At 66.0% G+C, this 13527-nt stretch carries 11 protein-coding genes; 10 read left to right on the forward strand and 1 reads right to left on the reverse strand.

The features are described 5' to 3' along the window. The first annotated feature begins 451 nt into the window (after positions 1-451). From U6115_RS09255 to zapE, 8 genes are all read left to right on the forward strand, one after another. Positions 452-1195: a (Fe-S)-binding protein gene (locus U6115_RS09255; RefSeq protein WP_043576154.1), complete on the forward strand. Its 744-nt coding sequence runs from the start codon at positions 452-454 to the stop codon at positions 1193-1195. Beyond that, complete coding sequence (locus U6115_RS09260; RefSeq protein ID WP_043576151.1) at positions 1192-1890, forward strand: LutC/YkgG family protein; 699 nt, start codon at positions 1192-1194, stop codon at positions 1888-1890. The genes U6115_RS09255 and U6115_RS09260 overlap by 4 nt, the downstream gene beginning before the upstream one ends. Next, positions 1887-3344 carry a LutB/LldF family L-lactate oxidation iron-sulfur protein gene (locus U6115_RS09265; protein WP_043576149.1) on the forward strand — a complete coding sequence of 486 codons (1458 nt, stop codon included), beginning with the start codon at positions 1887-1889 and terminating at the stop codon, positions 3342-3344. Before U6115_RS09260 ends, U6115_RS09265 begins: the two co-directional genes overlap by 4 nt. Next, a complete protein-coding gene (locus U6115_RS09270; RefSeq protein WP_043576146.1) occupies positions 3341-6160 on the forward strand; it encodes an FAD-binding and (Fe-S)-binding domain-containing protein in 2820 nt (939 codons plus the stop codon). The genes U6115_RS09265 and U6115_RS09270 overlap by 4 nt, the downstream gene beginning before the upstream one ends. Positions 6161-6285: 125 nt before the next feature. Next, a complete protein-coding gene (locus U6115_RS09275) occupies positions 6286-7920 on the forward strand; it encodes a lactate permease LctP family transporter (protein WP_043576144.1) in 1635 nt (544 codons plus the stop codon). A 261-nt stretch (positions 7921-8181) separates the two neighbouring features. Continuing rightward, positions 8182-9066, forward strand: coding sequence for a cysteine synthase CysM (gene cysM, locus U6115_RS09280; protein ID WP_043576141.1), 885 nt, complete (start codon positions 8182-8184; stop codon positions 9064-9066). 83 nt (positions 9067-9149) lie between these two features. Beyond that, positions 9150-9932, forward strand: a complete 783-nt coding sequence (locus tag U6115_RS09285; protein ID WP_043576138.1) for a substrate-binding periplasmic protein — start codon at positions 9150-9152, stop codon at positions 9930-9932. A 91-nt stretch (positions 9933-10023) separates the two neighbouring features. Beyond that, positions 10024-11187: a cell division protein ZapE gene (gene zapE, locus U6115_RS09290; protein ID WP_047238490.1), complete on the forward strand. Its 1164-nt coding sequence runs from the start codon at positions 10024-10026 to the stop codon at positions 11185-11187. Positions 11188-11191: 4 nt separating this feature from the next. Here zapE and U6115_RS09295 read toward each other — a convergent pair whose 3' ends face one another. Beyond that, on the reverse strand, positions 11192-11935 hold the full coding sequence (locus tag U6115_RS09295; protein ID WP_043576134.1) for an MgtC/SapB family protein: 744 nt from the start codon (positions 11933-11935) through the stop codon (positions 11192-11194). Positions 11936-12236: 301 nt separating this feature from the next. On the opposite strand from U6115_RS09295, the gene rbsK reads away from it, so the two are divergent. Together rbsK and rbsD are read left to right on the forward strand one after the other, a co-directional pair. Then, positions 12237-13127 (forward strand): ribokinase, encoded by an 891-nt coding sequence (gene rbsK / locus U6115_RS09300; RefSeq protein WP_043576131.1) that lies wholly within the window; start codon positions 12237-12239, stop codon positions 13125-13127. After that, positions 13124-13522 carry a D-ribose pyranase gene (gene rbsD / locus U6115_RS09305; RefSeq protein ID WP_043576128.1) on the forward strand — a complete coding sequence of 133 codons (399 nt, stop codon included), beginning with the start codon at positions 13124-13126 and terminating at the stop codon, positions 13520-13522. Before rbsK ends, rbsD begins: the two co-directional genes overlap by 4 nt. The last annotated feature ends 5 nt before the right edge of the window (positions 13523-13527 follow it).

Consider the following 13527-nt stretch of genomic DNA (forward strand, 5'->3'; position numbering starts at 1 on the left):
TATTGATTCAATGCCAGGACATGATGCGCGAGCGACTCCGCTGCGCGCCTGAAAAAGGCGTTTCGACCTGCGAATCGCGCATGATCGCCAGCCGCCTTGGCGCCGCCGACTTCCTCCAGCTAAGCGTCTGAGGCAAGGCCTGTTGATGCGATGCAGGCCGCGCGGCCTGCCGGCGCAGCGTCAGCCGGGTGTCCGCGGCGCTTGGTTTCGCGAGGTCTGTCAGACCGTGTTTTGCGCCATCTTTCTTATTTGCGTGCCTTCCTCTTTTTCCAAAAAAACCACATGGCCAAGTCGGCGCGATTCCGCTTGCCTCATGGACGGCGGCGTGAGCGAGTGATGACAGAGGCGCTTCTGTACGTTTCGGGCGCGCTTGTCATATTGACGAACTCAAGCATTCACTCTAAAGTGAATTTATAAAAATAATTGGTCTTACCAATTTACAAAGGAAGCCATGAAGACGCCTGCCGACGTTTACCTGTTCGGCACCTGTCTGCTCGACCTATTCCTGCCGGAAGCTGGCCTAGACGCCATCGCCCTGCTGGAAGGCCTGGGCGTGCGGGTGCATTTCCCCCAGGCCCAGAGCTGCTGCGGCCAGCCGGCCTATACCAGCGGCCATTCCAAGGAGGCGCTGGCGGTGGCGCGCGCGCAGCTGGGCTGTTTTCCCGAGGACTGGCCGGTGGTGGTGCCGTCCGGCTCCTGCGGCGGCATGATCCAGCACCATTGGCCCAAGTTGTTCGTCGGCGAGGCGGACGAGATGGAGGCCTGCGCCATCGCCGCGCGGGTGGTGGAGTTTTCCGATTTCCTGCTCAACCATCTGGACTGGCAGCCGCAAGACTTGGGCCCGCCCACCAAGGTGGCGGTGCATACCTCCTGTTCGGCGCGGCGCGAGATGAACGTGCACAAGAGCAGCTGGGCGCTGGTCGATAGGCTGCAAAACGTCGAGCGCGTGGTGCAAGACCATGAAGCCGAATGTTGCGGTTTTGGCGGCACTTTCTCCATCAAGCATCCGGACATCGCCGGCGCGATGGTGGCGGACAAGGCCCAGTCCTTGCAGGACAGCGGCGCGGTGGAGTTCGTCACCGCCGACGGCGGCTGCCTGCTCAATATCAACGGCAAGCTGGGACAGTGCGGCAGCGGCTTCCAGGGCCGCCATCTGGCCAGCTTTCTGCTGGAGCGCACCGGGGGCAAGCGATGAGCGCCCGCGCCTCCATCTTGCAAAAGCTGCGCGCCGCGCCGCGGCAGGAGCGCGCGCGGCCGGATTTGGCCGGCCATTTCCAGCATTTCGCGGCCAAGGACGATGAAATCGCCCGCCTGCGCCATTGGGCGGCGATGATGCGTTCGGTGAAAACCGACATTCTGTGGACGCGCGAGGCGGAGTGGGACGCCGCCCTGGCCGACTGGCTGGCCGTGCATCCGCAAGACTCGCTGCTGCTGTCGGACACGCCGCATGGCCGCCGGCTGGCGCGCAGGCTGGAGGGCGTGGACGAAGCGCCGCACATCGTCTGGTTCGACCGCGAAGTCGATGGCTGGAAGGCGGAGCTGTTCGACATCGCTGCCGGCTTCACTGTCGCGCGCTGCGGCATAGCCGCCACCGGCACCCTGGCGCTGTGGCCGGACGAGGCCGAGCCGCGCACCATGAGCTTGGTGCCGCCCTTGCACATCGCCTTGTTCGACGCCGCCACGCTGTACCCGGACTTTTATTCGGCGCTGCAGGGCGAAAACTGGTCCGCCGGCATGCCCACCAACGCTTTGCTGATTTCCGGGCCGTCGAAAACCGCCGACATCCAGCAAACCTTGGCCTACGGCGCCCATGGCCCGCGCGACCTGCTGGTGTTGGCGCTGCTGCCGCCGCATATCGCCATCCATGACGTGGAAGGAGACGGGCGATGAGCGAGAGCAAGATCACCGTTTACCCGTCGCGCGCCTTCAAGGACAACGCCAGACTGGCGCTGACGGATGGCAAGCTGCGGCAAAGCCTGCGCGGATCGATGGACTTTTTGATGGCCAAGCGGTTGGCGGAGTTTCCGGACGAGGCGGAGCTGTCCGCACTGCGCACCCTGGGCGAGGGCATACGCCAGCGCTGCCTGTCCCGGCTGCCGGATTTGCTGGAGCAGCTGGAGGACAAGCTCGCGGCAAATGGCGTGAAGGTGCACTGGGCGGAAACGGCCGAGGAGGCGAACCGCATCATCCACCGCATTGTCGCCGCCCGGAACGGCAAGCTGATGGTCAAGGGCAAATCGATGGTCAGCGAGGAGGTGGAGCTCAATCATTACCTGGCGGACCAAGGCGTAGAGGCGGTGGAGAGCGATATGGGCGAGTACATCGTCCAGCTGGCGGGCGAGAAACCCACCCACATCATCATGCCGGCCATCCACAAGACCAAGCAGGACATCGCCAAACTGTTCCATGAACAGTTGCCGGACACGCCGTATACCGAGGATGTGGACGCGCTGATCCAGATCGGCCGCCGCGTGCTGCGCCGCAAGTTTCTGGACGCCGACGTCGGCCTGTCCGGCGTCAACTTCGCCGTGGCCGAAACCGGCACGCTGTGCCTGGTGGAAAACGAGGGCAACGGCCGAATGTGCACCACCGTGCCGGACGTGCACGTCGCCATTACCGGCATAGAAAAGGTGGTGGAAAAGCTGGAAGACGTGGTGCCGCTGTACAGCCTGTTGACCCGTTCCGCCATCGGTCAGCCCATCACCACCTACTTCAACATGATCAGCGGCCCAAGGAAGCCGGGCGAGAAGGACGGCCCGCGCGAGGTGCACCTGGTGCTGCTGGACAACGGTCGCAGCCAGGCCTATGCCGACGAGCAGCTGCGCAAGACGCTGCAATGCATACGCTGCGGCGCCTGCATGAACCATTGTCCGGTCTACACCCGCATCGGCGGCCACGCCTACGGCACTACCTATCCGGGGCCGATAGGCGAGATCATCTCGCCGCACCTGATGGGGCTGGAAAATACGAGCGATCTGCCGACCGCGTCCAGCTTGTGCGGCGCCTGCGGCGAGGTGTGCCCAGTGCGCATCCCCATTCCGGAAATGCTGATGCGGCTGCGCGAGGAAAGCCAGCGGCCGGCCGGCGAGCGGGTGGCGCATCCGCTGCGCGGCCAGGGCGCGGCGGCCAGCGGCGCGGAACGGATGGCCTGGGCCGGATGGCGGCTGGTCAACGCCTCGCCCAATCTGTACCGGATGTTCGGCTGGGCGGCGACACGGCTGCGCAAGCACGCGCCCAAGAACCAGCCGGGCTGGACGCAGAACCACCTGCCGCTGACGCCTGCGCCCAAGACGCTGCATGAGCTGGTGCGCGAGCGCGAGGCGAAGCAAGGAGGCAAAGCATGACCCCAGCCCATGCCGCTTTTTTGGCGGACTTGCGCCGCGTCATGCCGGACAAGCGCATCTATACCGATCCGCTATCCACGCTGGCCTACGGTACCGACGCCAGCTTCTACCGCCTGCGGCCGCAAATCGTCGCCCGGGTGGAGAGCGAGGGCGAGGTGGCCGAGCTGCTGCGGCTGGCGCGCCTGCATGGCGTCGCCGTCACCTTCCGCGCCGCCGGCACCAGCCTGTCCGGCCAGGCGGTCAGCGATTCGGTGCTGGCGGTGCTGGGCGATGGCTTCAACCGCGGGCAAGTGTTGGACGGCGGCGCGCGCATCCGGCTGATGCCGGGCATGATAGGCGCGCACGCCAACGCGCTGCTGGCGCCGTTCGGCCGCAAGATCGGCCCCGATCCGGCGTCGATCAACACCGCCAAGATAGGCGGCATCGCCGCCAACAACTCCAGTGGCATGTGCTGCGGCACCCGCGACAACAGCTACCACACCATGCAGGCGATCCGGCTGCTGCTGCTCGACGGTGCCGCGCTGGATACCGCCGACCCGGCCAGCGTGGCGGCCTTCCGCGAATCGCAAGCCGATCTGCTCGATGGCCTGGCGCAGCTGTCGCGCCAACTGGCCGGCGATCCGCAACTGGCCGAGCGGGTGCGCCGCAAGTATCGGCTGAAGAACACCACTGGCTACGGCATCAACGCCTTGCTGGATTTCGCCGACCCGTTGGACATGCTGGCGCACTTGATGATCGGCTCCGAAGGGACTTTGGGCTTCATCTCAGAGATTACTTTCCACACCGTGGCCGAGCATCCGCACAAGGCGTCGGCGCTGGTGTTGTTCGATGATCTGGATCGCTGCTGCCGCGCGGTGTCGGCGCTGAGCGCGGCGCGCGACGCTAGCGGCGTGTCGGCGGTGGAGCTGATAGACAGCCGCAGCATCCGCGCGGTGCAGGGCAAGCCGGGACTGCCGGATTTCCTGTATCAGCCGGTGGGGCTGGACAGCGCTTGTCTACTGATCGAGCTGCGGACGGAGAGCGAAGCCAGGTTGGACGAATGTTCGGTCCAGATAGAGATGCTGCTGGCCGGTTTCCAGCCCAAAGTCTCCAGCGGCTTCAGCCGCGACGCACGCGAGTGCGAGACCTACTGGGCTTTGCGCAAGGGGTTGTTCCCCGCGGTGGGCGCGGCCCGGCCGTTGGGGACCACGGTGGTGATAGAGGACGTGGCCTTTCCCATCCATCAACTGGCCGATGGCGTGGCCAGGCTGACCGCGCTGTTCGACAAGCACGGCTACGACGAGGCGCTGCTGTTCGGCCACGCGCTGGACGGCAATCTGCATTTCGTGTTCGCGCCCGGCTTCGAAAGCCCGGCTGAAGTCAGCCGCTACGATGCTTTCATGCAGGACGTCAGCGACTTGGTGGCCGGCGAATACGACGGATCGCTGAAGGCCGAGCACGGCACCGGCCGCAATGTGGCGCCCTTTGTGCGCCAGGAGTGGGGCGATGCCGCCTGGCGCATCATGCGCCGCATCAAGGCGCTGTTCGATCCGGAAGGTCTGCTCAATCCCGGCGTGATCATCACCGACAACGACAGGCTGCATCTGGAGAACCTGAAGCCGATGCCGGCGGCGGACGATCTGGTCGACCGCTGCACCGAATGCGGCTTTTGCGAGCCGGCCTGCCCCTCGCATGGCCTGACGCTGAGCCCGCGCCAGCGCATCGTCGCCTGGCGGCGCATCCGCCAGCTGGAGCGCGACGGCGAGGGGGCGAGGGAGCTGGCGGCGCTGAAGTCCGGCTATCGCTACCGCGCCATCGACACCTGCGCTGCCACCGGCATGTGCGCCACGCGCTGCCCGGTGGGCATCAACACCGGCCTGCTGATGAAGCAGCTGCAGGGCCCCAGCCGGCGTCCGGTTCTGGCCGGCTTCGCCGCGCGGCATATGGGCTGGATGACGGCGGCGGCGCGGACCGGCTTGCGGCTGGCGCATTTCGCCGGCGCGCGGCGCTTGAACGCGCTGACGCGCCGCCGGCCGGGCGAGCGCAAGATCATTCCGCTGATCCCGGCGGCCTTGCCGCGCGCCGCCGCGCTGCTGCCGAAGCCGGGAGGCGAGGGCGAGCCGGTGGCGCTGTTCGTCAGCTGCGTCAACCGGACCTTGGCCGAAGGCGAGGGCGGCGAGTCCGTCGCGGCGCATACGATCAATCTGCTGCGCCGCGCCGGTTTCGCGCCGGTCTATCCGCCCGGCCATGACGGACTGTGCTGCGGCCAGCCGTTCGCCTCGGCCAATGCCGCGGACGCATTGGCCATCAGTCAGGCATCGTTGAATGACGCCTTGCTGCAGGCGAGCGGGCAGGGCCGCCATCCGGTTTATCTCGACAACAGTCCGTGCGCGGCGCGGGTCAAACAGGCGCAGGCCGAGGGCTTGCTGGACCCGCGCTTGCAGCTGTTCGACGCCGCCGGTTTTCTGGCGGAAAAAGTTCTGCCGCGGCTGAGCATCGTCCGGCGCCTGCCGCAACTGGCGCTGCATATTCCCTGCAGCGCGACGGCGATGGGCGCGGCTGGAAGCTTGAAACAACTGGCCGCCAGCTGCTGCGATGAGCTGACCGTGCCGGATATCGCCTGCTGCGGCTTCGCCGGCGACAAGGGCTTCACCGCGCCGGAGCTGAACGCCCACAGCCTGAGGAGACTGAAGCCGGCTTTGCCGGACGCCTGCCGCCACGGCGTGTCGATGAGCCGCACCTGCCAGATCGGTCTGACTGAGCATGGCGGGATTCCCTATGCCAGCATCGAGGCGTTGCTGGATTTCTGCTCCACCCCCATCAACGGCCCGTCATGAAGGCCGCCTTTTCAACGCTGAAGTCAACCTAAGAAACGCCAGCCAGCCCCGCCATGCCGCAACGGTTCCGTTGACCGGCAGGGGAGCGGCTGCGCCGGCGAAACCCGAATGAGGAGAAGCTGAACATGCATGAAATCTGGACCCAGCAGTATTTCCCGGCCGGCGGCCCCGCGCTGTCGGCATTGATGGCCGCGCTGCCCATCGTCTTTTTCTTCGTCGCGCTGGCGGTGCTGCGGCTGAAGGGGCACGTCGCCGGCACCTTGACGGTGCTGATCGCGCTGGCGGTGGCCATATTGTTTTACGGTATGCCCGCCAAGATGGCGCTGGCGGCGGCGGCCTTCGGCTTCGGCTATGGCTTGTGGCCCATCGCCTGGATCATCATCGCCGCGGTGTTCCTGTACAAGATCACCGTCAAGACCGGGCAGTTCGACATCATCCGCGCTTCGGTGTTGTCGGTGACCGAGGACCAGCGGCTGCAGATGCTGCTGGTGGGCTTCTCCTTCGGCGCCTTTCTGGAAGGCGCGGCCGGTTTCGGCGCGCCGGTGGCCATCACCGCCGCGCTGCTGGTGGGGTTGGGCTTCAATCCGCTGTACGCGGCCGGGCTGTGCTTGATCGCCAACACCGCGCCGGTGGCGTTCGGCGCGATGGGGATACCGATCATCGTCGCCGGGCAGGTGACCGGGCTGGATCCGTTCCTGATCGGCGCCAAGGCCGGCCATCAGCTGCCCATCTTGTCGGTGATCGTGCCGTTCTGGCTGGTGATGATGATGGATGGCCTCAAGGGCGTGCGCCAGACCTGGCCCGCCATCCTGGTGGCCGGCGTCTCGTTCGCCGTCACCCAGTTTTTCACGTCCAACTATATCGGGCCGGAGCTGCCGGACATCACTTCGGCCCTGGTCAGCCTGGTGTGCCTGACGCTGTTCCTGAAGGTATGGCAGCCAAGTGAAATCTTCACGTTCGACGGCCGCCGCGCGCCGTCCGCGCGCCAGGCCAGCGGCTTCAGCCTGGGCCAGGTCATCCGCGCCTGGAGCCCGTTTCTGATCCTGACCGCGTTGGTGACGGTGTGGAGCGTCAAACCGTTCAAGGCCATGTTCGCCAAGGGCGGCGCGCTGGAAGGCTGGATCTGGAAGCTGCATGTGCCGGGGCTGGACAAGCTAGTGTTGAAGACGGCGCCCATCGTCGCGCATGACACGCCTTACGAGGCGCTGTATAAGTTCGACATCGTCTCCGCTGTCGGCAGCGCCATCTTCCTGGCCGCGCTGCTGTCCATGGCCTTGTTGAAATTCCGTCCGGCCGAAGGCGCGCGCGCCTTCGCCGAGACCCTGGCCGAGCTGCGCCGGCCGATATTGTCGATAGGCATGGTGCTGGCCTTCGCCTTCGTCGCCAACTATTCGGGCATGTCCAGCACGCTGGCGCTGTGTCTGGCCGGCACCGGCCAGGCTTTTCCGTTCTTCTCGCCGTTTTTGGGTTGGCTGGGCGTGTTCCTGACCGGCTCCGACACCTCGTCTAACGCGCTGTTCTCGGCCCTGCAGGCGGCCACCGCGCACCAGCTGGGCGTGTCGGATGTGCTCCTGGTGGCGGCCAACACCACCGGCGGCGTCACCGGCAAGATGATTTCGCCGCAGTCCATCGCGGTCGCTTGCGCGGCGGTGGGGCTGATAGGCAAGGAGGCGGATCTGTTCCGCTTCACGCTGAAGCACAGCCTGATCTTCTGCAGCTTCGTCGGCGCCATGACCTGGCTGATGGCGCATATGGGGTAGGGCGGATGCCCCGCTGGCGGGGCGATCCGCCGAGTGGCGCATTGTCGCGCCCTTCGCGGGCATGGCCTAGCGGCCAGCCCGCGTTACGGCGCTTACATCTCGCCTAGCCCTTTCCCGGAAGGGAGAGGGCGAGAGAGGAAAATGTATTCAGCCATCCCGCGCCTGCCCCCGCCCTTACCGCCGGTTATTAGATTAGAAATAACGATTTCGCATCTGCTGATAGCCAATCGATATAATGGGGCCAGTTCAGGGAGATTCTTTGTGTACAAGCATCTGGAAGATTTCGTCGGCGGCACGCCGCTGGTCCGTCTCAAGCGCCTGCCGGGCGACAACGGCAATGTGATTCTGCTGAAGCTGGAAGGCAACAATCCGGCCGGGTCGGTGAAAGACCGGCCGGCGCTGTCGATGATCCGCCGCGCCGAGCGGCGCGGCGACATCCGGCCCGGCGACACTTTGATCGAGCCCACCAGCGGCAACACCGGCATCGCGCTGGCGATGGCGGCGGCGATGATGGGCTACCGCATGGTGCTGATCATGCCGGAGAACTCCAGCGCCGAGCGGGTGCAGGCGATGCGCGCCTACGGCGCGGAAGTGATCCTGACGCCGGCCGCGGGTTCGATGCCGGCGGCGATAGACTTGGCGCGCAGCATGGAGGCGGCAGGCGAGGGCCGCATCCTCGACCAGTTCTCCAACCCGGACAATCCGCTGGCGCATTATGAAACCACCGGCCCGGAAATCTGGGAGCAGACCGGCGGCAAGATCACCCACTTCGTTTCCAGCATGGGCACCACCGGCACCATCATGGGCACCGGCCGTTTCCTGAAGGAAAGAAATCCTGCCATCCGCATCATCGGCGTCCACCCGGAGCCGGGCAGCCAGATCGCCGGCATCCGCAAATGGGAAGACCCGTATGTGCCCAAGATCTGCGATTTCGAGCGCATAGACGAGATTCAGCATGTCAACCAGCAGGACGCGGAAGACACCGCCCGCCTGCTGGCGCGGCGCGAGGGCATTCTGGCCGGGCCGTCGTCCGGCGGCGCGCTGGCGGTGGCGCTGCGGCTGGACGCGCAGTTGACCGGCGCGGTGATCGTGTCGGTGGTATGCGATCGCGGCGACCGTTACCTGTCCACCGGTTTGTTTGGCTGAGCCGGTTTATCGCGCGCCGGGCGGGCTCGCTGCGCCGCGGCCTCGCGCTCTATACTGGCAAAAAGTGGGCGGGGGCGGATGCGATGAGCGTTGCGAAAACGGGCGCCAGGCTGTGGGCCGGCCTGCTGCTGGCCTGCGCCGGCGCGCAGGCTCAGGCGGCGCCGCGCGATCTGTATTTCGTCACCCAGCTGTTTCCCCCCTTCATTACCGATAGCGCCGATGGCAAGCTGGATGGCGCTTTGATCGCCATTCTGCGCGAGGCCTGCCGGCGGGCGGACTGGAACTGCAAGGTGCAGGCGATGGTGTGGAAGCGCGCTTTGCTCACCGTCGGCCAGGGCGGCGCCGACGGCCTGGTGCTGGCGCAGGACGCGCCGGAGCGGCGGGCGGTGATGGAGTTGTCCAAGCCGGTGCTGGCCAGCAGCTACGGCCTCTACGTGCAGTCCGGCAGCGCGCTGCGCTACCGCCAGCCCGGCGATCTGGCCGGCAAGACCATGGCGGTGTATGGCCCGTCATTGTCGCAGGCCAGTAGCGAGCGGCTGGTCCAGGGCGTGTCCGGCGTCAGCCTGGCGGTGGAGCTGGACCCGGAAACGGTGCTGCGCAAGTTGGCGGCGGGCCGCTACGGCGCGGACGCGGTGGCGTTCTCCAATGACGACGTAGCCCGCTACTGGATCAAGCGCGACGGCTTGGGGAATGTGCGCAAGCTGGCCGAGGTGAAGCCGCTGGCCTATCTTTACGGCTTCACCCGCAGCCGGTTGAAGCCCGGCATGCTGGAAACCTTCAACCGCGTGCTGGACGACATGTGCCGCGACGGCAGCCTGGCGCGGCTGGCCGCGCCGTCCGGCATCCGGCTGGCGACTTGCCGCTGAATGCGGCAAGGGGCGGTCAAAGCGGTTATCATGCAGACATTCCCTTGCCGCCCGGCGGCGGCGCCAAACGCAGCGCAGAACAAGCATAACCATGTCGCAACACACATTCTCTCCGGACGAGAACGTCCACTGCAGCCCCAAGGACTGGTATCGGATGGCCAGCGAAAAGCCGGGCTTCATCCACGACGAGGCCCAGGCGGCGGCGATAGAGCGGCTGGACAGCCTGTGGCACCAGCTGGTGGATTTCAAATCCAAACGCAACCGTTTCCTCGGCCGCAGCCTGCGCAGCCCGCAAGTGCCGCGCGGCCTGTATTTCTGGGGCGGGGTGGGGCGCGGCAAGAGCTTCCTGATGGACGCCTTCTACGCCTGCGTGCCGTATCGCCGCAAGCGCCGCATCCATTTCCACAACTTCATGGCCGAAACCCATCGCGAGCTGCGCAAGCTGGCCGGCAGCCCGGACCCGTTGCTGGCTTACGCCGACCAGATCGCCAGGGCCACCCGGCTGCTGTGCTTCGATGAATTCCACGTGTCCGACATCGCCGACGCGATGATGCTGGGGAGGCTGCTGTCGGCGTTGCTGGAGCGCGGCGTGGTGGTGGTGACCACCTCCAATTACGAGCCGGACGGCCTGTACCCGAACGGCTTGCAACGGCAGAACTTCCTGCCGACGATAGAGTTGATCAAGCGCGAGCTGGACGTGCTCAACGTGGATGGCGGCAACGATTACCGGCTGCGCGAGCTGACGCGCGAGCCGCTGTTCATGGTGCCGGCCGACGCCGACAGCGAGCGCCGGATGGCGCAGCTGTTCAAGCGCGTCGCCACCGGCGCCGAGCTGCCGCAAAAATCCATCCAGGTGCTGGGCCGCGAGATCGCGGTGAAGCGGATGTCGCCCGGCGTGATCTGGTTCGACTTCGCCGCGCTGTGCGATGGCCCGCGCGCGCAGACCGACTACCTGGAAATCGCCAGCGAATACCACACGGTGTTCTTGTCCGGCATTCCCAGGCTCACGGCCAAGCAGGCCTCGGTGGCGCGCCGCTTCACCTGGCTGGTGGACGTGTTCTACGACAATCGCGTCAAGTTGATCGCCTCGGCCGCCGCCGCGCCGGAGGAGATCTACACCGACGGCGTGCAGGCCGGGGAATTCTTCCGCACCGCCAGCCGCCTGACCGAGATGCAGTCGAAGAGCTATCTGGAGCTGCCGCACCAGTCGATGGCGCAAAGCCACGACCAGCCGCCGCCGGGCGTGGCGCTGTAAGCGCTTAGTTGCGCGCCGGCTGCACATCCAACTCCAGGATGTGGTCGGCGGCCATGATGTCGCGCGCCAGGTCCACCACGTTGATGAAGGTGCGGCGGTTCTGCGCCGAAATCATGAAATTCCACTCGGTACAGTCGGGGCCGGCCTTGATGCTGATGCTTTCGTCGTGCAGTTGCAGGCCGAAAGGCGTCAGCCGGTCGGACAGCGCCTCCACCGTCCAGTTGTGCTCGGGGTGCAGCCGCACGGTGACGAACAGGCTGACCCGGCGCGGCAGCACGTTTTCTATGCGGTTGACCACGGTGACGAAGATCATGCACATCAGCGTCAGCGCGATGGCCGCGGCGTAGAAGCCGACGCCGATCAGGATGCCTATCACCGACGACATCCACACCGAGGCGGCGGAGGTCAGGCCGCTGATGCTCAGGCCTTCCTTCATGATCATGCCGGCGCCGAGAAAACCGATGCCGGTCAGCACGCCTTGCGCCACCCGGGTCATGTCCGGCGGCGCGGCGGCCGGCGCGGCGCCGCCGTACCAGTAGCCGGCGTAGCCGATGATGGTGATGGCCGCGGCGGACGCCATGCAGACCAGGCCGTAGGTGCGCATGCCGGCGGCGCGGCCGTTGTACCAGCGCTCATAGCCCAGCAGGCTGCCCAGGCAAAGCCCGCCCAGCAGATTGCCCACCACCAGCAGATTGACCTGCCACTTCACCGCGCTCCAGTAAAGATCGAACAGTTGTTGCCAGTCCATTTTCAAGCTATCTCCGTGTATGCTATTGGAATTTTTCGCGCTAGGGAGCGATGTGCGGACATCATCCCATATCGGCGGCGGCCAACCCAGCGCCATGGCGCGATCCTGGAGCCGGAGAGGCGGAGATGGATTGTTTTTTGCAGATATTTTCAAGTGGAAATATGTAGTCGATTCACTACATTCTTGCCGGTTGCCCCTTTCAATTCGGGCGAAAACTCTGTTATAACTGGGTGCTGATTACGTTTTAGCTAAATATTTTCCGTTTTCGCACTGCAATGTAGCGAAGATACAAGGAGGGTGCATGACTCGGGTGCTGGTGGTCGGCAGTATCAATATGGATCTGGTGGTGACAGCCAAGCGCATGCCGCAGCTGGGTGAAACCCTGCTGGGCGACGGCTTCGCCACCTACCCGGGCGGCAAGGGCGCCAACCAGGCGGTGGCCGCCGCGCGGCTGGGCGCCAGCGTGGCGCTGCTGGGCTGCGTCGGCGACGACGCCTTCGGCCGCGAGCTGCTTGCCCACCTGGCAAGCGAGGGCGTGGATTGCCGCCGCGTGCGAAGCGTGGCTGGCTCCACCGGCATCGCCGCCATCACTGTCAGCGGCGGCGACAACGCCATCCTGGTGGCGCCCGGCGCCAATCACCAGTTGACGCCCGCGGATCTGGACGCCGCCGAACAGGCCTTCATCGACGCCGATGTGGTGTTGACCCAGCTGGAGATTCCGCTGGCGACGGTGCGCCGCGCCGCAGAACTGGCCGCCCGCCACAAGAAGCCGCTGCTGTTGAACCCTGCGCCGGCGGTGCCGCTGCCGGAAGAGCTGCTGCAGCGGGTGGCCTTGCTGACCCCGAACGAGCACGAATTCCTGACCATGCTGGCCCAGCCTGACGCCGACTGGCGCGCGCTGCTGGCCGAGCGGCCCGGCAAGCTGGTGATGACCCATGGCGAGCATGGCGCCTATTTCGCGCTGGCCCGCGGCCAGTTGCGCCATCAGCCGGGCTTTGAGGTCAAGGCGGTGGACAGCACCGGCGCCGGCGATACCTTCAACGGCGCGCTGGCGGCGTTTTTGCCGCTGGGGCTGGAAGAGGCGGTGCGCCGCGCCGCCGCCGCGGGCGCCTTGTCGGTCACTCGTCCGGGCGCGCAGGGCGGCATGCCGACGCTGGCCGAGCTGGACGCTTTTCTGGAGGCGCGGGCATGAAGAAGCATGGCCATTTGAACCGCGACATCGCCCGCATCCTGGCCGGCATGGGCCATACCGACAGCCTGGTGATCGCCGACTGCGGCCTGCCGATTCCGCCCGGCGTGGAGTGCGTCGATCTGGCGTTGCGGCTGGGAGAGCCGGGTTTTGCCGCGGTGCTGGACAGCGTTCTGGCCGACTTCCAGTGCGAGCGGGCGGTATTTGCCATAGAATGCCGTCGGCATAACCAGGCGGTGCAAGACAAGGCCGAGGAAATGGCGCAGTCCGGCGTGGCGCTGGATTTCGTCAGCCACGAGGAATTCAAGCAGCGCTGCCAGGCGGCGCGGGCGGTGATACGCACTGGCGAATGCGCGCCGTACGCCAACGTGATCCTGCACTCCGGCGTGATTTTCTGAGGAGC

The sequence above is a fragment of the Chromobacterium subtsugae genome (assembly GCF_035919665.1).
Lineage (GTDB): Bacteria > Pseudomonadota > Gammaproteobacteria > Burkholderiales > Chromobacteriaceae > Chromobacterium > Chromobacterium subtsugae.